This window comes from Corynebacterium occultum, from assembly GCF_009734425.1.
GTDB classification, from domain to species: domain Bacteria; phylum Actinomycetota; class Actinomycetes; order Mycobacteriales; family Mycobacteriaceae; genus Corynebacterium; species Corynebacterium occultum.
Genome location: NZ_CP046455.1, coordinates 296,670 through 318,071, shown reverse-complemented (window position 1 = coordinate 318,071; position 21,402 = coordinate 296,670). Strand labels below are relative to the sequence as shown.

Here is a 21,402-nt window from a genome sequence, read left to right as displayed (position 1 = left end):
GCGCATGAAAAAGCCCCGTGGGCAGTTCAATCCCCACCCACGGGACACAAGATCCAGAACGTAGAACTAGACCAGCAGCTCGGCGATCTGGACGGTGTTCAGTGCTGCACCCTTGCGCAGGTTGTCACCGGAAACCACGAGGATCAGGCCCTTGTTGTCGTCGACGGTCTGATCCTGGCGGATACGACCGACCAGGGAATTGTCCTGGCCAGCGGCAGCCAGCGGGGTGGGGACATCGACGACGGCGACGCCCGGGGCGTCGTTAAGCAGTTCGCGGGCACGATCCGGGGTGATCGCCGCAGCGAACTCAGCGTGGATGGTCAGGGTGTGTCCGGTGAATACGGGCACGCGCACGCAAGTTCCGGAGACCTTCAGCTCGGGGAGGTTCAGGATCTTGCGGGACTCATTGCGCAGCTTCTGCTCCTCATCAGTCTCCTCGGAACCATCATCGACCAGGTTGCCGGCCAGCGGCAGGGCGTTGAAGGCGATCGGGGCGACGTAGGGGCCCAGGTCGGCGGGGCTCAACCGGGAACCGTCGTTGGTGAGCTCGACATTGTGCTCCCCGATCTCCGAGACCTGCTTGGCCAGGGCCTCGACGCCGGCGAGACCGGAGCCGGAGACAGCCTGGTAGGAGGAGATGTGCAGACGTTGCAGGCCAGCCTCATCGTGCAAAACCTTCAGCACCGGCATGGCGGCCATGGTGGTGCAGTTCGGGTTGGCGATGATGCCCTTGGGGATGTTCTTGGTTTCAGCGGGGTTGACCTCGCTGACGACCAGCGGCACTTCCTCGTCCTTGCGGTAAGCGGAGGAGTTGTCCACCACGGTGGCACCCGCGGCGGCGAAGATCGGGGCATACTCCCGGGAGGTGGTGCCACCGGCGGAGAAGAGCGCGATATCCACGTCTGCGACGGACTCCTCGGTGATCTTGCTCAGATCCTCGACCTCGATCTCAGTTCCCCGGAACTCCAGCTTGGTGCCGGCGGAACGCGGGGAAGCGAAGAAACGGAAATTGTCAGCCGGGAAGTTACGCTCCTCCAGGATGGAACGCATTGCGCGTCCAACCTGGCCGGTAGCACCGACGACTGCGACAGTGGTCATCAGGCGTTGCCCTTTCATGAGATCAATGATTCGAACCCCTAGTTTACGCAGGTAGAACCCAAACACAATGTGTAATGGCCCTCTTTCGCTTATCGACGGCGCGCGGGGGCACCCCCAGCCGTGAAACCCAGGGCAGCCCGGGAAAGGCCAGAGCCAGCTTCCCTATTGCAGGGAAACTGGCTTCTGGTGCCGCAAGGCGGTCAGCGGCGATTGAGGAGGTTAGCGACCGGTGCCGGCGTAAACCTGCACTTCTTCTTCGCCACCGAGCTGGAACTTCTCGTGGATGGCGCGGGCTGCCTTGTCCAGGTCGCCTTCCCGGACCAGGACGGAGATGCGGATCTCGGAGGTGGTGATGACCTCGATGTTGACACCCACATCCCGCAGTGCCTCGCTGAAGTCCGCGGTGACACCGGGGTGGGACTTCATGCCGGCACCGACGAGGGAGACCTTGCCCACCTGGTCGTCATAAAGCACATTGGCCCAGTCGAATTCAGCCTGCAGCTTCTTCAGCTGCTCGACGGCGCGGCGGCCGTCGGAACGCGGGCAGGTGAAGGTGATGTCGGTGGTGTTGTCCTCCAGGGAGGAGATGTTCTGCAACACCATGTCGATGTTGACCTCAGCGTCGGCGAGGGCGCGGAAGGCCTTGGATGCCTCACCCGGGCGGTCGGGGATGCCCAGGATGGTGACCTTGGCTTCGGACTTGTCGGTTGCTACGCCAGAGAGAACTGCTTCTTCCACGGGAATATCCTCCATCGAGCCGGACACCAGGGTGCCGGGATCATTGCTATAAGACGAACGAACGCGCAGCGGCACGTTGAATGCGCGGGCGTACTCCACGCTGCGCAGCACCAGAATCTTGGAACCGACGGCAGCCAGTTCCAGCATCTCCTCGAAGCTGAGGTGATCCAGTTTCTGCGCGTCGGGGACGATGCGCGGGTCGGCGGTGTAGATGCCGTCGACATCGGAGTAGATCTCACAGACATCGGCGCCCAGGGCGGCAGCCAGGGCCACAGCGGTGGTGTCTGAACCACCGCGACCCAGGGTGGTCACATCACGGGTGTTCTTGTTCACGCCCTGGAAGCCGGCGACAATGCAGATTTTGCCTTCGTCGAGGGCTTCGCGGACGCGACCCGGGGTCACATCCACGATGCGGGCGTTGCCGTGGCGCTCGGTGGTGAGCACACCTGCCTGGGAGCCGGTGAAGGACTGCGCCTCCGCGCCCAGCGACTCAATCGCCATGGCGACCAGGGCGTTGGAGATGCGCTCACCGGCGGTCAGCAGCATGTCCATTTCCCGGGCCGGCGGGACCGGGTTCACCGCGGCCGCCAGGTCCAGCAGTTCATCGGTGGTGTCTCCCATTGCGGAGCACACCACCACCACATCATTGCCCCGCTTCTTGGTGGCAACGATCCGCTCTGCAACATTGCGGATCCGTTCCGCGCTCTCCAGCGAGGAACCACCATACTTCTGCACAACCAGCGCCACCAGCAGCCGCCTTTCTTCTTCGGAAACAACTGCGAACAAAGTTAATCGTACCGCCGGAACCCACCCCCGGCACATATACAACCCCAAGGTGCCCCCGCCCATCTCTTAGCTGGTTACCCCCATGTGAAAACCGGAATTCACAAGCCCCTTTTCCACTGTCACCCAAGCGGGCAAGCGCTTTGCGACGCCCCCCCCTGAAGCCCCCCAGTGGAGCTGCCCCCTCAGGCCCTGCCCCTCCCCGCCCGAATATTTCCCTCCTTAGAGATTGCGCGGATAGAGGGTGTGGCGGGGTGTCGTGAACAGGGGCAGGCACGAGGCCTGGTACATACGGATTCGACCAAGAAAACGTAAGCACTTCAGGAGCACTCGTGCCTGCCCTTCCATCATTCATCATGAACCCCCTCTTCGACCAGTTCGCCGCGCTGATCCCCACCCGGGAAATATCTCATCCGTGGGGATGCCACCGGCCGAGGATCGCGGACCGGATCGTCTTCGACAAGCTCATCCAGGTCCTCGTCCTCGGTGCCTCGTACGCCAAGATCGCCGATTCCACCTGTTCGGCCACCACGCTGCGTACCCGTCGGGATGAGTGGATTGAGGCCGGGATCTTCACCCAACTGGAGCAGCTGTGTCTGGAGTTCTACGACCGGATCGTCGGACTCGACCTGGAGAACGTGAGCGTGGACGGATGCATCGTCAAGGCCCCCTGCGGTGGGGAAGCCGCCGGCAGATCCCCGGTTGACCGGGGCAAACAGGGCACCAAACGCTCGTTGTTGGTCGACGGCAACGGTATCCCGCTGGGGTGTGTGCTCATCGGGGCGAACCGCCATGACTCCCCGTTGTTGCGTCCGACGTTGGAAAAGCTCGGCCGGTTCGAGTTTTACCTGCCCGAGGAGATCACGGTGCATCTGGACGCCGGCTACGACTCGAACAAGACCCGGACCCTGCTCACCGAACTCGGCTGCGACTGGGTCATCAGTAAGAAAGGCGAGCCCTTACAGGCCGGTGCCCGATGGGTCGTCGAGCGGACGAACTCCTGGCACAACCGGGGGTTCAACAAACTCCTGATCTGCACCGAGCGTCGTGCCAGGGTCGTGGAGGCGTTTATCGCCCTGGCGAACGCGATTATCATCATCCGTCGGCTGGTCCGGGAAGCGTGGACGACCCACCGCTGGGATACCCGACCTGCCCGACGACCATGACCTCTATCCGCGCGATCTCTTATATATATGTGTCCCTCACCATGCCACTCGTTTTAGTTAGCCCATCAACGTGGGTACTAGTATCGACAGCGTGGAAAACAACCTGCTCGCCGCGATCTTCGCCCTCGCATCGGCGTTGACGATCGCCTGGGGGACAGTCGTCCGTCACCGTATCGCCAAGGCGGTTCCGGCAGGTAAATCCCCCTTTCTCACCGCCATCAAACGCCCCATGTGGTGGGCGGGGATGAGTACCGCGATCATGGCCTACTGCCTGCAGGTGGTGGCCCTGGGTTTCGGCCCCCTGCTGGTGGTGCAGCCCATTCTGGTGATGTCCCTGATTTTCACGATCCCGGTGGCCGCGATCTATGACAATCACCGGGTATCCAAGGCGGAGCTGTTCTGGGCGAGTCTGCTCACCGTGTCCGTGTCGGTGATGGTGATTCTGGGCCGCCCCATCGGCGGCCAGAGCCATCCCTCCTTCTCCCGCTGGTGGTTGGCGTTGCTGCTCGGTGTCCTGGTGCTCTTCGTGATGGATCGGGTGGCCAAACACCAGAAAGGACGTAACCGTGCCTTGATTCTGGGCCTGGTCACCGGTGCCATCTTCGGTTATGTGGCGGTGCTCTCCAAGGCGGTGGCGGACTCCTTTGTCAGCTCCGGTGTACTCGGCCTGATCATCTCCTGGGAAAGCTATGCCCTGATCTTTGCCGCCACCATGGGCACTCTGGTGCAGCAGTCCGCCTTCAACGCCAGCTCCCTGCGCACCTCTCTGCCCGCCATGAAGATCGCGGAGCCGATCATCGCCTTCGGCCTGGGCTTCGCAGTCCTCGGGGAATCTTTCCGGGTGGATGGTTTCGACTGGATCTGGCTGGGGGTAGCTTTCTTCCTCATGGTGCTGTCCACGGTCGTGCTCTCCCGGCGCAACGTCACCTGAGGCCGCTTATCGACGCCCCGCTAACCAACCTCCCGGAAAAGAAAAAGAAGATGCCCTGGGAATGTGTTGGCAAACATTCCCAGGACATCTTCCAGGAGATTTCACTAGATCCGCTCATCTCCCCGGCAGGTGCCGACAGGCACCCGCGGGAGGACTGGAGACTTAGATGGAGGAGCCGCTGGAGCCCTCATCCTCGCAGAGTGCCGGTGCGGCAACGAGAGCTCCCAGAGCGGTGGCGAACAGCGCAGCTGCAACCATGCGGGAATCAATCGCGTTAGCAGCGTCGTTCAGACCCTTGTTGATGCCCTGAACCCACTCGGGCTGATCGGGGCCAACGTTGGAGGACAGTACGCGCAGCTGTGCGTCCAGCTGACCGCCGATGGCCTTCACCAGCGGATCGATGGCCGGGCCACCGATTGCGGCAGCGGTACCCAGGACAGCCAGCAGGCCGGTGATAGCGCCAACCGGGGAAGCCATGCACTTCTCCAGGAACGCGGAGGAGCCGGAGATGAAGTCATCTCCATCGGTGGAGCCGCCCGGGGTGGTCGGGGTGATGCTCGGCTCGTCGGTCGGGGTTGCCCCATCAGTCGGGGTTGCCCCATCAGTCGGGGTTGCCCCATCAGTCGGGGTTGCCCCATCAGTCGGGGTTGCCCCATCAGTCGGGGTTGCCCCATCAGTCGGGGTTGCCCCGGAGGTCGGAGTCTCAATTGGGTTAGCAGACTTATCCAAGGAAGCCACAGCGGAGGTAGCGATGGGCAGAGAGAGAACACCGCTCAGGAGGTTCAGCTCTAGTGCGGAAACAGTGAAGAGATCACCATCTGTCGTCTGCCTGTTCACTATGACGTCTGCGAGCGGGCTCACGACACCTTCGAGCAGCGGATCCAGCTGACGTAGGAGGGGAGTGATCACATCTTCCTGAACATCACCGAGCAGTCCGGAAAGCAGACCGGTCCGGTCCTCGTCACCAAAGAGCAGGCCTTCAACAAGGGTGCCAACTGCACCCAGAAGAGGCTGGACCAGGCCCAGTAGCGACTCCAAGAGACGAAGTGCGCCAGTGGTCTCCTGAACATAGGTGCCGTACTTGTCCAGCTCCCACTCAGCTTCGGCGTCCACCTTGGTGGCATCTTCGTTGAGCAACGCACCGAGGGTGGTCTTCAGATCAATACCGGCTACTACACCAAGAACATTCGCACCAATCTGCACCTCAGTACCGTAGAGACCTCCCTGCCCATTATCACCCGTGAGAACGTTCTGAAGTCGAGCATTAAGACCACGCGGGTTGTCCACAGCACCATCAGTAAGCAGACTGGTGACAGTGTCAGTGATCTGAGTGATCTGTGCGGAAGTCAGCAGGTTGGTGTTAGCAGGCAGATCGTTCAGGTCGCCACCATGAAGCTGGGCAAGATTGACGGTGATGTCGCCGCTCCGCAGATCAATGGAGACGAGGCCATTCTCATCCGCCAGCGGCGTGTCAAGGAGTTGGTTGGTGATGTCGGTGAGGGGGATCTCAACCGAAACATCCAGGCTGGTTCCGATGATGGCTGCCAAGCCATTGACCAGGCCAAAGACCTCGCCCAGAACCCCGCGCTCACCGAGCAAGTCGTTAACTGTGGTATCCAGGCCAGCAACCAGTTCCTCCACACTGCCAACAGCAGTCTCAACGATGGGGGCGTCAATGACCAAGTTGGCCTCGGCGATCTGGTAATTACTGTTGGGAACTGTCGCATTTTCCTTGGAAGCCTCCGAACTTAGAGCCCCCAGCTCCAGAGAAGCCTCTGCTAGCAGCTCAGAAAGAGCAGCGCTCAGACCAAGCGCATTCGTGAGGTCAATAGTGGCATTGCCCCCTTCAGTGCCTGCACCCAGGTTCAGGGCACCAGTGTCGGTGATGAGACCAACCGCGGCGCGTGCCTCGCTATCAGCAGGAGCGTTAGCGTAGGCGCGAAGGGCGCCAGCCTCTCCCGCGGCAGCACCGGAGTCCAGTCGCAGCAGGCCATCCTCACCCACGAGAGGAAGTGTGATGCCCCCGAGGTTGATGTTCAGCGCTCCGAGCAGCTCCAGCTCAATATCGGAAAGAACAGGGCCCCGCCCATTATCGGTGTCTCCGTCCCAGGCCTGTTCAGCCTCCAGCAGGGCGAGAATTTTCGTAACCCCCCGCTCATCATCCGTGCGCAGGAGCGCCTGAATTCCCGGAGTAGACAAATTCAGCTGCTGGGCAAATGCATAAGCATCAGCATCAGCAGGAATCTCCTGCGCGCTGGCCACCTGGGTGGAATTCAGCAGCGGGTGGGAGGGGACGACAACCAGGGCGCCACCGACGAGGGCGGTGCTGGTGATGGTGGCGATACCGAGACGCATCCAGCGACTCATGGACTTAGAAGGTTTGCCTACTCGCATGATTTTGAACCACTTTCATTCTTGTGATGGAGAGAAATATCGGTGCCCTCAAGGTTTCTCGCCTGAGAACCCTCTTGATGAACCTGAGAACAGGTTAGCAATCAGATTCGGAAATTTCCGATGAGACTGTGAATTAGGCCTCAAAAATCCCGGCACGAAACTTATATTCCTCCTCTCACAAAAAGAGTTACCCACCAAATACATTGATCATATCAAGCCTTTGAGCTGCAGATACTTCAATATATGCCTATATATTTCTTAGATTAAAGAAATTTCCTCAAGGAAATTCCCCACTCAGCCACCAAATCTTCCTTAAGGAAAATTCAGACATTCACAGACTCAAGCGGGCACATTCAGGGGGATACTTTTGGGCCCCAACTTCAGTGCCCCATAAAGTAGGGCCTTGCATAAGTGCAGATAGGGGCCATTTCCGAAGTGCCGCCGGGAATTTTTCAGCAGGGGTTGGAGTCGTGGTGAAAAATGAACTTTTGAATCCCGGATGACTCCAATAAGGGGGAAATCCGGGAGCTTTTCCCATCTAGGGGGCAATATCCTCCGAACGGGGGTGAGTAACGGGCGGGGTTAGAGGCAAGGATGACCCCAGGCAGGTCGCCGGATAGTGGCCCGGGGACCGCAGGCCCCACCCCGCATCAGGAAGGGGCCGCATTGCATGCAGGCGACCCCACCCCGCGGCGTCGCAAAGCATCCCATGCCCTGCAACGGCCAGCCTCAGCCGGGCACTCCCCCACCCAGCGACCTGAGCTGCACCGAATCCAGAATATTTCCCCCCGATTGGATTTGCTGAGTGAAACAATGGTGTAGCCTCTGTGTCATGTCTCAGCGAGCACTACTCCTTCTGTGCCGCGACGGGTCCGAACAGGTCTAACACGACCGGCACCCCGTCGCGGAGTTTGGTGTTGCCGGTCGTGGACCCGCAGCCGCGCTACAGTTCTGATGTAGCCGCAAAACCACGCACGAAGGAAAAATAATGTCTCCGAACGACTCTTTCATCTCCGCTCCCGCTGAGGTCCGCACCCCCAATGGCCCACGGGGAGAGAACCAGGCACCCTGGAACAAGCAGCGCGCTTCCGCCATGCCGGTGAGCCGTTATCTGGAATTCGCGCAGGAGGTCGAGGAGATTTCCCTGCCGGACCGCACCTGGCCGGACAAGAAGATCACCGTGGCACCGCAGTGGTGTGCCGTTGACCTGCGTGATGGCAACCAGGCGCTGATTGATCCGATGTCCCCGGAGCGCAAGCGCCGCATGTTCGAGCTGCTGGTCAAGATGGGTTATAAGGAGATCGAGGTCGGTTTCCCCTCGGCCTCCCAGACCGACTTCGACTTCGTCCGGGAGATCATCGAGAAGGACATGATCCCCGATGATGTGACCATCCAGGTGCTGGTGCAGGCCCGTGAGCATCTGATCCGCCGCACCTTCGAGGCTTGTGAGGGTGCGAAGAACGTCATCGTGCACTTCTACAACTCCACCTCCAAGCTGCAGCGCCGCGTGGTCTTCCGCAAGGACAAGCCGGCGATCAAGAAGCTGGCCACGGATGCCGCCGAACTGATCAAGTCCATCGCCGCGGACTACCCCGCCACCAACTGGCGCTGGCAGTACTCCCCGGAGTCCTTCACCGGCACCGAGCTGGAGTTCGCCAAGGAGGTCTGTGATGCCGTGGTCGACATCATGGAGGCCACCCCGGAGAACCCGATGATCATCAACCTGCCCTCCACCGTGGAGATGATCACCCCGAACATCTACGCCGACCAGATCGAGTGGATGCACCGCAACTTCAACAAGCGCGACTCCATCATCCTCTCCCTGCACCCCCACAATGACCGTGGTGAGGGTGTCGCCGCCGCTGAGCTGGGTTACCTGGCCGGCGCGGACCGCATTGAGGGCTGCCTCTTCGGCAATGGTGAGCGCACCGGTAATGTCTGCCTGGTCACCCTGGGTCTGAACATGCTGACCCAGGGCGTGGATCCCCAGATTGATTTCTCCGACATCATGAAGGTCCGTGAGACCGTGGAATACTGCAACCAGCTGCGCGTCCCGGAGCGTCACCCCTACGGCGGCGACCTGGTCTTCACCGCTTTCTCCGGTTCGCATCAGGATGCCGTGAACAAGGGCCTGGATGCCATGGCCGAGCAGGTCAAGCCCGGTGCCGACAGCACCGAGGTCACCTGGGAGGAGCTGCAGGGCACCACCTGGGAGGTTCCTTACCTGCCCATCGACCCGAAGGATGTCGGCCGCGACTACGAGGCCGTGATCCGGGTGAACTCCCAGTCCGGCAAGGGTGGCGTCACCTACATCATGAAGACCGACCACGGTCTGAACCTGCCCCGCCACATGCAGGTGGAGTTCTCCGCCGTGGTGCAGGCAGTCACCGATTCCGAGGGTGGCGAGGTCAACCCGAAGAACATGTGGGACATCTTCGCCGGTGAATACCTGGACCGCTCCGATGTGGTGGAGCTGCTGTCGGTGAAGATCGAGAACGCCGAAACCGAGGATGAGGAGGCGAAGGTCACCGCGCACGTGATCCACAACGGTGAGGAGAAGACCATCGAGGGTCACGGCAACGGCCCGGTCGCCGGTTATGCCAACGCCCTGGAGAAAATTGACATCGATGTGGAGGTGCAGGATTACAGCCAGCATTCCCGCACCGCCGGCGATGATGCGGAGGCCGCGGCCTACGTTCATGCCGAGGTCAACGGCAGCACCACCTGGGGTGCCGGCATCGCAGGTTCCATCACCTACGCCTCCCTGAAGGCCGTCACCTCCGCCATCAACCGGGCCCTGCATCTGGAGGCATCCCGCCTGGGCGGCGGCGTCTAAACCCGCTCTGCCTGCCTGGATCTCACGCCGTCGAAAAGCGCACCACGCCTTTCGGCGGCGTCTGTCTTTCCCGCTCCGCTCCCCAGGTGGGGTGTGGATGCGCGGGGGATCGCCCCGGGTGCAGCCCGGCCAATTAGACTCAGAACAATGAACCACCCTGTCAACCCCGAAAGTGCCACCGGGGAGCCGGAAGTCCGGGATAATGCTGAACGACCGGACCGCTCCCCGCAGCCCCGGGAGACCGGGAGCGCCGAACCCCGCAGTGATGTCGAGCGGGAGGCCGAACGTGCCGACCGGGCCCTCCAACGCCAGGCTGAGGTCGAAGCCTTCCCCTACGTCGCTGTCTACCTACTGACCTCCGGTATCCACCCCAGCACCTCCCGGATCATCGGGATCGATGCCCTGACCTTCAATGATGAAGGCGAGATCGGTGAGGAATTCCATGCCGTGATCAACCCCGGTGAAGATCCTGGTCCTTTCCACCTCCACGGGCTCACCCCGGCGGAGGTCGCGGCAGGCCGCAGCTTCTCCCAGGTGCTCAAGAACCTGGGAAGGCTTATCGACGATCGCACCCTCATCGTCCACCGTGGGCCCCGCACCTGGGGATTCATCGTCTCCGAAGCCCGGCGCGCCATGAACTCCGCTGCCCGGGCCAACCGTTCCCGCAACCGGGGTCGGGGTCGTCACCGTCGACACCGGGTGGGGCATGTGCCCCGGCCGCTCGCGATCGTCGATACGCTGGCCACCGCGCGTCGTCAGGGTCTGCTCCTGCAGGACACCCGGTTGGGTGGGTTGGCGGCTGCCATGTCCCTGGAGGCTTCCTCCCCCGTGGCCTCCGTGGCTCGTGCGCAGCGTCTCGAACCTGAGGTCAGCCGGGAGCATACTGAGCTGATCATCGACATCTACCTGCTGCAGCGCGAGACCGGTGTGTTGTCCATCCGGGATCCCCGTGATCTGCGGGCCGATCAGTTCGGCTTGCAGCGTTCCGCGGTGCGGGTCGATGCGGTGGAGGCTCCTCGCCCCCTGGAGAACCCGGGTGTCTATGTGCCCGGGAAATCCCTGCGCAAGGGCATGGAGGTGGTGGTCGCACCGGAGATTGAGATGGATCCCAATGAGATCATCGCGGCCTGCATGCGGGAGGAGCTGGCCTATTCGGAGAAGCTGACCCGGCAGACCTCGGTGGTGGTGTGCAACCAGACCCGTGATCTGCGGGGTAAGGCGATGCATGCGGAGCGGAAGGGAATTCCGCTGATGTCTGATGTGGCCTTCATGAAGGCGGTGCAGCGGGTGCGGGGCGTTGAGCCCGAGGGCGATCTGGCGGATTAGGGTCGTGTCGCCGTCCGGGGAGTTGTCGCGGTTCCGGGTAACACTGGGCCTTCGGGCGCCGGCGGACCTGGCGGTGTATCTGTTCCCCGGGGTGCAGCTGCAGGAGCTGCTGAACCGCGATATCGCCTTATTGGGGGATGCGGAGATTCTGTGGGCGACCCGCTCCCCTGACCCGGAACTGCAGCAGCAGAGATTGCTCTCCTATATGTTGTTGCGTCGCGTGCTGGGTTCCTGGTTGGGTGTCGCGCCGGGATCTTTGAGTTTTGAGCTGGGCGGGGATAAGCGTCTGCGGCTGAGGGATGCCTCACGTGCCCCGAGGTTTTCCCTCTCACGTTCTCAGGGGTTGATCGCCTTGGCTCTGGCACCGGTGACCGTCGGGGTGGATGTGGAAACCTGGCAGAGCCAGGCGCAGGCCGAGCAGCTGTTGCAGGTACTGCACCCCGATGACCAGCGCCTGTTGTCCTGGCTTCCCCCGGAGCTGAAGGCGCGGGAGGTCACCGCGGCCTGGACGCGGAAGGAAGCCAGCCTGAAGGTGCTGGGCACCGGGCTGCTGCGCGATCCTGCCCTGGATCGGGTGGGGAGCAGGGTGCACCCCCTGGCTCCTCAGGGGGTGCAGGTCAGACAGCTGCGGGTGCCGCACTCCCTGGGAGCTGAGGTGGCGGTGGGCTGGGCGGCGGACTAGGCGGGAGCCTTCCGATGAGGATGTTTTTCTGCTACCTCCCCGCCCCTATTTCCTGGTGCGGCGGCGTTTCGTGGGGGCGGCGGGTTCCACCGCACCCGCCGGCGCCCCCGGGGTGGTGTACAAGCCGGTGTGATGCTTCCGGCTGGTCCGGGTCCGGGCGCGGCGACGGCGGCTGGCCGAGGTGTCGATACGCTGCCTGGCCTGCAGGAGCTGGGGCGGGAATCCACTGACCTTGGCAACCACCCATTCCAGCGGGCCTTGGCGGAAGAACCTGCTCCAGAGGTAGACGAAGGCGGTGCCCACGATCAGCTGCAGGGTCAGTGACAGGTAGGGCATCTCTTCCTGCAGGTAGGAGGTGAGGAAGATCAGGTGAGCGGTATAGAGGGTCAGCGTCATGCTACCCAGGAATGCCAGCACACCCAGGTACTTCGGGATGATCCGGCACAGCAGCAGGCAGGCACCGAGGGCCATCATCGCATTGCCGGTGGTCTGCACCAGGGCGAAGAAGGTGTTGGTGTGCGGGGAGGCGACAGTCAGCCAGGCGAGCGAAGTTGCGGGGAGTTCCTGGTAGTCGGCACCGCGGCGGATCATCCACAGCACCTCTCGGACCGTGACCTCCGGGGCGGAGTAGAGCATCCGCTCCCAGCCGCCGAAGAACCAGATCGAGAGATAGGACATGCTGTGCCCCATGATCCCCAGCAGGGCGCCGTAGCCGAGCAGGCTGACCTGGATGGCCAGGCGGTCCAGTGCCAGGCGGCCGATCATCAGTCCGACGAGGAGATAGACGATCCAGGTGGCGGCTGGGTAAGTGCCGGTGAAGAACAGGCTGGTGGCAATCGCCATCGGGGCGAGGAAGAAATCCCCGAGGAGGAACTCATTGTGCACATCGAAGGGTTGGAAATAACGGAAGAGATGGATGACAAAAGGCATGGTGATCGCCAGCCCCAGTGCCCAGACTGCCAACTGGCGTTTCCGCATCCCCAGGAAGGGCAGGAGCAGCAGGAACATCACCGCATAATAAGGCAGGATGTTGTACACCGGTGTGACGAAGAACGTGGTGACGAGGATACCGATCCCGTAGAGCAGCAGCGCCCGGATGGCGATCTTGAAACGTTGACTGCGCAGGGAGCTGCCATGCTCATGACGTGGCCCACGGGTCATCAGTGCCATACCGACACCCGCCAGCAGGGCGAAAAGGGCGGAGGCATTACCGGCCGCCGCGATCCAGGCGATGGAACGGGTTTCGGTGATGGGGTTCCAGGCGGGAATGGTGTGCACCGCCACCATGCCGATCAGGGCGAGTCCACGGGCGACATCCAGGCCGATCAGGCGTCGACCCTTGAACTGCCGCTCATAACCCGCCTCCTCTTTCACATCGGGGGTTTCATCCAGCAGGACAGGTTCCCCGTCAAGTCGACGACCGGTCCAGTGGAGGCGCTGCGGGCGGGGCCCGGGAGTCGGGTGGATGCCCGGGGCGGAGTCACCCTCCGGCACGGCCGCATAGGGAACCAGCTCGGCATACTGCGGGGTTGTGCTCTCGAGCGCCACACTCGTCTGGGGCGTAGATTGTTCACTCATGCTTGTCCTTCCAGGACAATTTTGTTCTTGCTGGCGGGATCATTGCTTCGGGGGGCGCGGTTGGTGTCGATCAGCAGCCGGGTCTCGCCCGGGGCCTCCAGCACGGGGACTCCACTGCGGGAATGGGCTGCCGCGACAGCCACCGCGGTGGCCTCCACCACCAGTTCATCCAGGTCGTGCTCGGAAATGTGGCGGACCGGGTTGCCCTGCCAGACGCTGTGCCCGGGCAGTTCCTCATGACGCTGCACCAGGGAGCCCGGGCCCACGGTGGAACGGGCACCGATCTTCGCTCCGGGCAGCACGAAACTATTGGGTCCCAGCGTGCCACCGAGATCCACCTCCACTGGTTCCATGGACATCACGCGGTCATGGAAGAGGTGAGTCTGCAGCACGGTGCCGCGGTTGATGGAGGCGCGGTCCCCGATCCGGACCAGGTCATACTCGGGTAGCCACCAGGTTTCGCACCAGACATCCTGGCCGATCTTGGCACCCATGAGACGGTTCCAGACATTGAAGAGTGGGGATCCGAGACTGACGCGGATCATGCTGGGGATGGCCAGGGACTCCACGAAGACATCCACCAGCTCACCCCGCCAGACGAAGCTGGAGAAGAGCGGTTTCTGCTGCTCCCGGAAATTACCCACCAGCATCCACTTGACCAGCACCGGGATCAGGGAAGCGATGGTGCCCGCGATAATCAGCACCGGCCAGGACAGCAGGGTGACCACGGCCAGAGCTTCCAGGCGGGGCAGACCATTCATCAGGCCCTGCATGTACAGCATGGTCAGCAGGTAGATGACGGCCAGGTCGAGCCAGTTATTGAGCATCGCCGGCAGGATGCGGCAGCACTCCACCAGGAAACGCAGCACCTTCAGATGGCGCGGCGGGTTATAGGTCAGGGCCGAATCACCGGCGATATTCTGGCGCGGAATCAGGGTGGGGGTACGTCCCAGCCAGGAGGTGCCGGCCTCGGTGTGACGCGGGGTGGAGGAGAGGACCGCCACCAGGGAGTCATCGGCGACATCACGGTCCGGGCCGACGATGCCGGAGTTACCGACGAAGCTGCCCTCACCGATCACGCTGGTGCCAATGTGCAGCCAGGCACCGCGCATGCGGGTGGCCGAGGCCATGGAGTGATCCGCCAGGAAGCTACGATCCCGGATCCAGGTCAGGTGGGGAATGGTTTCCACGGTGGAAATCTCCACGTCCTTGCCCACCCGGGCGCCCAACAGGCGCAGCCAGGTCGGGGTGAAGGAGGAGGCGTAGATCGGGTAGGTGGAGATCAGGGTCCGCTGCATCAGGGTGTGGGTCAGCCAGACCGCGAAGGCGGTGAAACTATTGCGGCTGAAGTAACCGGGGATGATGAAGATGGCGAGGATACGCACCACGATCACCACGCCGGTCAACCAGGTGAGAACCATCAGGATGGTGAACACCGGTACCCAGACCGCCAGAACGGGGAAGACACTCCCGAAGAACTGCATGCCAGCGACCTGCGGGAAGACCAGTACCAGGCCAGGAAGCATGGCAACCACCTGCAGCAGACGCAGAACCCAGAGGCCGGCAGAGTAGGACAGCCAGGACTGGACGGTGTTCATCGGCTGGTGGTGGCGCTCATGACCGAAGACGTCCGGGTCGGTGGACTCCACATCGGGCCAGGAGACACCGGCCACGCCATAGGAGATCAGCGGGGAACCTCCCCAGACCTCATCCTCGGGGACATTGCGGTCCACATGGGAACCAGGCAGGATCTCGGCCTCGGCACCGATGTGCACACCGGGAGACACCAGGGTGCGCAGGCCCACGCGGGCTCCCTTACCGATGCTGATCTGGTTGATGATGACGGCGTCACCATCGACCCAGAACCCATCCAGATCCACCTCATGCTCAATGACGACATCATCGCCGACGACCACCAGGCCGGTCACACAGGGGTTATTCCCCAGGCTGACGTTCCGGCCGATCTTATTGCCCATCATGCGATGCATCATCGGGGCCATCGGGGTGCCGTTGAGATTTTCCAGCTGCATGAAGGCCAGCAGGCGTTGGGCCGCCCAGACCCGCATATGGGTCCAGCCGCCGCGCCGGTAGCGGCCCGGTTTGAGACCGAGGTTGAACATCCGGACCCCGGCCGCGGTGAGCAGCGCCTTACCGGTCATGGAGTAGAGGAGCAGCCAACCGGCCAGCAGGGGAAGACCCGCGATCTCCGGCACCCAACCGGCACTGAAGATATTACCCAGCACCCATATCGCGATCAATGCGCCCAGCACATAACGGATGCCGTTGAAGCCGTAGAGCAGGGCCACGAAGGAGGCCTGGAAGACACCTGCGGCCCGGGGAATCTGACCCGCCAGGGTACGTTCCTCATCGGAGGAACCCAGGCCGGAGAGGTAGTCGAACATATCCTGCAGGGTGGGGTGGGCATAAAGCTCACCGATCTCCGCGGCCGGCTGGGTCGCCCGGATGCTACCCGCCAGGCGGGCGATCGCCACGGAACCACCACCAAGCTTGAAGAAGTCACTGTCCGGCTGCAACGGCACCGGGCCGAGCTGCTCGGTCCACATCTGTGCCAGTGGTTTGAGATGCTCGGGAAGTTCGGCGTTCGCCCCACCGGTATGGGGCAGCGGCCAGGGCAGAGCCTTGCGGTCCACCTTGCCGGAGGTTTTCATGGGCAGTTCATCCAGGACACAGAGCACCGGAACAATGCCACCCGGCATCCGGCGGGCCAGCAGCACGCGGGCAGTGTCCAGGTCAATGTCACCCGATTCTTCCCCGGAGAGGTAACCCACCAACACCGAGTTTCCGCTCTCGGTCTGATGCACGGCGGCGGCACCGGCGTTGACCCCGGGAATTTCGCTGAGGTAGCCATCCACCTCGCCGAGTTCGAGTCGACGTCCACCGATCTTGATCTGGTCATCGATGCGGCCGGCGAAGATCAGCCCCTCCTGTTCCGCCTGCACCAGGTCACCGGTGCGGTAGGCACGTTCCCAACCCAGGGAAGGCAACGGGGCGTACATCTCGGCGTCCTTGACCGGATCAAGGTAGCGACCCAGGCCGACCCCGGCGATGATCAATTCACCGGTCTCACCCCAGGCCACCGGAACCCCCTCGGGGTCCACGACGGCCAGAGCCCAACCGGGGATGGGGCGGCCGATGCGTACCGGCGGTTCCACTCCCATCAGTTCAGCGGTGGCGATCACGGTCGCCTCGGTGGGACCATAGGAATTCCACACCTCACGGCCCGGGGCGGAGAGTTTCTGCACCAGGCTCAGCGGGCAGGCCTCACCACCGAAGATCAACAGGCGGACCGTACCCAGGGTTTCCGGGTCCCACATGGATGCCAGGGTGGGCACCGTGGACACCGCGGTGATCTGCTGATCGACGATCCACTGACCAAGCGCATCACCGGAACGAACCACATCACGCGGGGCGGTGACCAGGGTCGCCCCATTGCGCCAGGCCAGCCACATTTCCTCACAGGAGGCGTCGAAGGCGACAGAGAGTCCAGCCATGACGCGATCCCCCGGCCCCAGCGGGGCGTCGGCCAGGTAGGTCATATATTCCGCATCAACCAGGGCGGCCGCGGAACGGTGGCTGATGGCCACACCCTTGGGCTTGCCGGTGGATCCGGAGGTGAAGATTATCCAGGCCTCATCATCGAGGGTGACCGCAGAGTAGTCCGCGTTGAAGGATTCATGGCGCAGCTCAATGAGCAGGTCCTCGCCATAAACGGCGGCGACATCGGCCTCCTCCCAGACGGTGCGGGCACGTGAATCCAGGTCATCCCAGTCCACCGGCACATAGGCTGCGCCGACGAAAATGGTGGCCAGGATGGCGACATAGAGGTCGGTGGTGCCTGAGGGCACCCGGATGCCGATCCGGTCGCCGCGACCGATGCCGCTTTCCCGGAGTCGACCGACCTCCAGGTCCAGACGCTGCTCAAGCTGCCGGTAGGTCAGGGAAGCATCGGAACCGACGATGGCGAGGGTGTCCGGGTGATCAGCGATCGTCTGCCGGACAATATCGACCAGGGTGCGGGCCGGAGGGGGTGCGTCGACCCCGTAGACGGCGAGCTCCGGGTGGTCCTGTGGGCGGTGGGGCGGGATGAGGTCTTCAGTGGGATGCAAATCATGCTCCTGAGAGTGATACAGCGCCTGTCCCCACTGTGGGGGCAGGGACAGGAATCTCGTTGAGGTTGGAAACCAATACAACCCCTGTGAAGGGATCCAAAAGGAATCTGAGAGGGCCACCCAGAGGATGACCGCTTATTCCGTGTATCCCCTGAAGAGCCATTTTCAGGAGATACTCAGAATGTCGCGGGTTCATCCTAAGTTTTTGCGCCTAGTTTTCCACCCCTAAATAAATCTCCCCTCAAAGAACGGGCGACAGGGCGGTGGGTCCCAATTCCACTAACTTCAAAGTCATATCATTTTCAAGCCCCACTGAGCTGCGAGGAGAAGATCACGCTTTATCGGAAGAGTTCATTAGAGACAATTCTTGTCAAATCTTGTGATCTAAACCACAATAAGAAGTTCACCCCCAGAGCGGGGCTGAATCGTGCCCCTAAACCGTGGGACACCTGATTTAAAATCACACTTTCTGCATTAGCCCAGCTTGAAGCATTAAAAGTATGATTTTACAGAGCAGGAACCAGAGCCAGGCGACGAAAGCCCCCGAAAATGACGGCAGAGCCGGCCACCCCTATTCGGGGCGTTCAGGGCTCCAGGACATCCACGAGCACCTTCGCCTGCGGCAGCGTGAAATGATCCTGCCCCGCCGGAAAATCAGTTGAGACATTGCTGAAACCATGGGAGCGGTACCACTCCGAACCCTCCCGGGCCGCCCCCAGAGCATCGAAGGGCTCCCGCGGATCACTGCCGTCGTCATCCATGCCGCTGATCCAGTACAGCCGCATGCTCTGCCGACGCTCCAGGGGGACCCTCATCTCCAGATGGGTGGGCGCTCCTCCCCCACCAACCATGATCGCCCCACCACTGACCCACCCCGACGTCCGGGGGATGATGCCATAGCTGAGCATTTCCGCCCCACCGGAGTAGCCCATCCACCAGGTGTTTGCGGACTCCACGTCATAATCCGCCGAGGACTTCCCCGCCAGGGCGGTGACCCAACCCAGGTTCGGGGTTATCTCGGACCACCAGGTCCGCGTCAAGACATCCGGGGTGTGCGGGGCCAACATGATCATGTTGTGGGATGCGGCCACCTGCGCCAGGCAGTTCAACAGTCCCTGGGGGCGGTGATATTCATAGCCGCCATCACCGTGCAGCCGAACCAGCAGACCTACCGGGCGGCTGAAGTCCACCCCGCGGGCGAAGAGGTGATACCTACCCTCCAGACCTTCATGGACAAACGTCTGCCCCAATAACACCCCGTCGGCGGTACTACCCTCCGGCCATCCGGCATCCGCCACCGGCAGGTCTCCTGCCAGCAGTTTCAGCTCCGGGGCCCGGGCGCGGGAATCATCGGCGGCAATCCCATAGGAGGTGCAGTCCGTGGCACCGAGGCCGCGTTCCCGCTGCACCAGGGCGGCCACCGCCAGCACCACCCCACAGACCAGAAGGATCGCCAGGACCCCGGCCGCCCGAGAGCGGAAAAACCGCTGCCATGCCTCCCGTATCAAAGCCACCCCCCTTTCCTCGCTTAGCTTAGCCATAGCAAACCTCATGAGCACAGACCCCAAATACCGCTTCTTTTTGGGGGAGGCCCGCGGCGGGCGGCAACCCGAAGGTCGGGAATCCAGTTTCGGTTATACGATAGGAATCCTGCCCATATTTCGGCGTGCTTCCCGGCTGCAATCCACATGGGCGGACTAGGCTGTAGCCCATGAGTTCTGAACGACCTTCCATGATCCGGAGCCTGCGGGCCCGGGCCGCGGTCACCGCAGCGAAACTGGCCACCACCGCCTCTCGCCTGAGTGGCCGGGGCGCAGGCGGCATGATCGGCGGCCTGATCGCCAACGCCATCGACCCCGGCATCCTGGAAAAGCTCGGCGGCAACCGCCCCACCGTGCTGGTGACCGGCACCAACGGTAAATCCACCACCACCAGGATGCTGGCGGCAGCGATGCGCAGCAGATACCCCGTCGCCACCAATGAGCGCGGCGACAACATGGATGCCGGCATCATCTCCGCCCTGCTCGCCGGGAAAGAGGCCAGTCATGTGGTGCTCGAGGTCGATGAGCTGCACGTACCCAAGGTGGCTGAGCGCCTCCGACCCGAGGTGATGGTGTTGCTCAACCTCACCCGCGACCAGCTGGACCGCGTCGGTGAGATCAACAAGATCGAACGTGCCCTGCGGGACTGCATCAACGCCCACCCTCAGATGCTGGTCATCGCCAACTGTGATGATGTCCTCATGAGCTCCGTCGCCTTCGACGCGAAGAATGTCATCTGGGTGTCCGCCGGGGCTGGCTGGGTCGGTGATTCCGTCACCTGCCCCCGCACCCAGAGCCACATCGTCCGGGATGGCGAGGACTGGTACGCCCTCAAGAAACTTGGCGACGGCCGCGAGTTCCGCCGCCCCACCCCGGACTGGATCATCACCGACTCCGGCCTGCAGAGCCCCACGGAGAAATCCCAGCTCAACCTGCAGCTGCCCGGCCGAGCCAACCGCGGCAACGCCGCCCAGGCCATCGCCGCCGCCGTCGAAGGCTTCGGGGTGTCCTTCACCGCGGCGCTCCGCGCCACGGAGGAAGTGGAATCCGTGGCCGGGCGTTACTCCACCATCCACTTCGAGGGCCGCGATGTACACCTCCTGTTGGCCAAGAACCCCGCCGGCTGGCAGGAAGCCCTCTCCATGATCGACCGCAGTGCCGAAGGACTGGTCATCGCCGTCAACGGCCAGGTCGCCGATGGGGAAGACCTCTCCTGGCTCTGGGACGTGAAATTCGAGGACTTCGAATCCCTGCCCGTCAAGGCCGCCGGGGAACGCGGCACCGACCTTGCGGTCCGCCTGACCTACGCCAGTGTGGAACATGACTACCACCGCGACCCCCTGGCCGCGATCCGTGCCTGCCCCACCGGGCGGGTCGAGGTCCTGGCCAACTACACCGCGTTCCGCGACCTGAAGAAGGCCCTGGAGAAGGAGAATGCCAATGACTGAGCTGAACATCGGACTGATCCTCCCCGACGTGCTGGGCACCTATGGGGATGATGGCAACGCCCTGGTGCTGCGCCAACGCGCCCGGATGCGCGGCATCTCCGCTGAGATCCAGACCGTGAAACTCAATGAACCGGTCCCCTCCTCCCTCGATGTCTACTGCATCGGCGGTGGCGAGGACACCGCCCAGATCCTGGCTGCGGAACACCTGATCAAGGACCAGGGTCTGGTCCGCGCCGCCCGGGCGGGCCGACCCATCCTCGCAATCTGCGCCGGCCTGCAGATCCTCGGTGATTCTTTCCGGGCTGGGGGACGTGTGGTCGACGGGGTGGGTCTCATCGACGCCACCACCGTCTCCCTGGATACCCGAGCCATCGGCGAATCCCAGTCCGTCCCCACCGGGGCCGGTATCACCGCCGAACTTACTGAACCCCTGAGCGGTTTCGAGAACCACATGGGTTCCACCCTGCTCGGTGGGGATGCCCAACCCCTGGGCAAGGTCACCCGCGGCATGGGTAACTGCGACACCTACAATGCCGCCGATATCGCCGGTGACTATAAGCAGAAGGATGCCGAAGGGGCGGTGCAGGGCAGTGTGATCGCCACCTATATGCACGGGCCGGTACTGGCACGGAACCCCCAGTTGGCGGACCTGTTGCTCGCCCAGGCGATGGGCATCAAACTGGCTGAACTTGAACCGTTGGAGATTGAGTCGGTGGCCCGGCTTCGTAAGGAGCGCGTGAAGTAGTTTCCC

General features: G+C 62.6%; 13 protein-coding genes. 7 read left to right on the top strand and 6 right to left on the bottom strand.

Features of this window, described 5'->3' with window-relative positions:
• Nucleotides 1-66 precede the first annotated feature (66 nt).
• Nucleotides 67-1,098, bottom strand: coding sequence for an aspartate-semialdehyde dehydrogenase (locus COCCU_RS01450; protein ID WP_156229836.1), 1,032 nt, complete (start codon nucleotides 1,096-1,098; stop codon nucleotides 67-69).
• A 219-nt stretch (nucleotides 1,099-1,317) separates the two neighbouring features.
• Nucleotides 1,318-2,583 (bottom strand): aspartate kinase, encoded by a 1,266-nt coding sequence (locus tag COCCU_RS01445; RefSeq protein ID WP_156229835.1) that lies wholly within the window; start codon nucleotides 2,581-2,583, stop codon nucleotides 1,318-1,320.
• A 368-nt stretch (nucleotides 2,584-2,951) separates the two neighbouring features.
• Between COCCU_RS01445 and COCCU_RS01440 the strand changes: the two genes are divergently transcribed.
• Both COCCU_RS01440 and COCCU_RS01435 read left to right on the top strand, forming a co-directional pair.
• Nucleotides 2,952-3,785, top strand: a complete 834-nt coding sequence (locus COCCU_RS01440) for an IS5 family transposase (RefSeq protein ID WP_156229834.1) — start codon at nucleotides 2,952-2,954, stop codon at nucleotides 3,783-3,785.
• 91 nt (nucleotides 3,786-3,876) lie between these two features.
• Complete coding sequence (locus COCCU_RS01435) at nucleotides 3,877-4,716, top strand: DMT family transporter (protein WP_156232489.1); 840 nt, start codon at nucleotides 3,877-3,879, stop codon at nucleotides 4,714-4,716.
• Between the two features lie 162 nt (nucleotides 4,717-4,878).
• Here COCCU_RS01435 and COCCU_RS01430 read toward each other — a convergent pair whose 3' ends face one another.
• Entirely contained in the window at nucleotides 4,879-7,083 is a 2,205-nt protein-coding gene (locus COCCU_RS01430; protein ID WP_197088402.1) for a choice-of-anchor G family protein, read from the bottom strand.
• 1,015 nt (nucleotides 7,084-8,098) lie between these two features.
• On the opposite strand from COCCU_RS01430, the gene leuA reads away from it, so the two are divergent.
• From leuA to COCCU_RS01415, 3 genes are all read left to right on the top strand, one after another.
• Nucleotides 8,099-9,946, top strand: coding sequence for a 2-isopropylmalate synthase (gene leuA, locus COCCU_RS01425; protein WP_156229832.1), 1,848 nt, complete (start codon nucleotides 8,099-8,101; stop codon nucleotides 9,944-9,946).
• A gap of 147 nt (nucleotides 9,947-10,093) precedes the next feature.
• A complete protein-coding gene (locus tag COCCU_RS01420; RefSeq protein WP_156229831.1) occupies nucleotides 10,094-11,272 on the top strand; it encodes an exonuclease domain-containing protein in 1,179 nt (392 codons plus the stop codon).
• A gap of 73 nt (nucleotides 11,273-11,345) precedes the next feature.
• Nucleotides 11,346-11,954: a 4'-phosphopantetheinyl transferase family protein gene (locus tag COCCU_RS01415; protein ID WP_156229830.1), complete on the top strand. Its 609-nt coding sequence runs from the start codon at nucleotides 11,346-11,348 to the stop codon at nucleotides 11,952-11,954.
• A 45-nt stretch (nucleotides 11,955-11,999) separates the two neighbouring features.
• On the opposite strand, the gene COCCU_RS01410 is transcribed toward COCCU_RS01415, so the two are convergent.
• The 3 genes from COCCU_RS01410 to COCCU_RS01400 all read right to left on the bottom strand — a co-directional run bounded on the left by COCCU_RS01410 (nucleotide 12,000) and on the right by COCCU_RS01400 (nucleotide 19,176).
• Nucleotides 12,000-13,532: a heparan-alpha-glucosaminide N-acetyltransferase domain-containing protein gene (locus COCCU_RS01410; protein ID WP_156229829.1), complete on the bottom strand. Its 1,533-nt coding sequence runs from the start codon at nucleotides 13,530-13,532 to the stop codon at nucleotides 12,000-12,002.
• The gene (locus COCCU_RS01405) at nucleotides 13,529-17,659 is read right to left on the bottom strand and encodes a Pls/PosA family non-ribosomal peptide synthetase (RefSeq protein WP_231598820.1); all 4,131 of its coding nucleotides are present in this window, start codon (nucleotides 17,657-17,659) and stop codon (nucleotides 13,529-13,531) included. The genes COCCU_RS01410 and COCCU_RS01405 overlap by 4 nt, the downstream gene beginning before the upstream one ends.
• A 587-nt stretch (nucleotides 17,660-18,246) precedes the next feature.
• Nucleotides 18,247-19,176 carry a hypothetical protein gene (locus COCCU_RS01400; RefSeq protein WP_156229828.1) on the bottom strand — a complete coding sequence of 310 codons (930 nt, stop codon included), beginning with the start codon at nucleotides 19,174-19,176 and terminating at the stop codon, nucleotides 18,247-18,249.
• Nucleotides 19,177-19,373: 197 nt separating this feature from the next.
• On the opposite strand from COCCU_RS01400, the gene COCCU_RS01395 reads away from it, so the two are divergent.
• Together COCCU_RS01395 and COCCU_RS01390 are read left to right on the top strand one after the other, a co-directional pair.
• A complete protein-coding gene (locus COCCU_RS01395; protein ID WP_156229827.1) occupies nucleotides 19,374-20,651 on the top strand; it encodes a MurT ligase domain-containing protein in 1,278 nt (425 codons plus the stop codon).
• On the top strand, nucleotides 20,644-21,396 hold the full coding sequence (locus COCCU_RS01390) for a type 1 glutamine amidotransferase (RefSeq protein WP_156229826.1): 753 nt from the start codon (nucleotides 20,644-20,646) through the stop codon (nucleotides 21,394-21,396). The genes COCCU_RS01395 and COCCU_RS01390 overlap by 8 nt, the downstream gene beginning before the upstream one ends.
• Nucleotides 21,397-21,402 lie beyond the last annotated feature (6 nt).

What these genes read in the sequence shown, in the direction of transcription:
- COCCU_RS01450 (WP_156229836.1), bottom strand. Translation starts at nt 1,098, where the DNA reads ATGACCACTGTCGCAGTCGTCGGTGCTACCGGCCAGGTTGGACGCGCA.
- COCCU_RS01430 (WP_197088402.1), bottom strand. Translation starts at nt 7,083, where the DNA reads ATGAGTCGCTGGATGCGTCTCGGTATCGCCACCATCACCAGCACCGCC.
- leuA (WP_156229832.1), top strand. Translation starts at nt 8,099, where the DNA reads ATGTCTCCGAACGACTCTTTCATCTCCGCTCCCGCTGAGGTCCGCACC.
- COCCU_RS01420 (WP_156229831.1), top strand. Translation starts at nt 10,094, where the DNA reads ATGAACCACCCTGTCAACCCCGAAAGTGCCACCGGGGAGCCGGAAGTC.
- COCCU_RS01410 (WP_156229829.1), bottom strand. Translation starts at nt 13,532, where the DNA reads ATGAGTGAACAATCTACGCCCCAGACGAGTGTGGCGCTCGAGAGCACA.
- COCCU_RS01395 (WP_156229827.1), top strand. Translation starts at nt 19,374, where the DNA reads ATGAGTTCTGAACGACCTTCCATGATCCGGAGCCTGCGGGCCCGGGCC.
- COCCU_RS01390 (WP_156229826.1), top strand. Translation starts at nt 20,644, where the DNA reads ATGACTGAGCTGAACATCGGACTGATCCTCCCCGACGTGCTGGGCACC.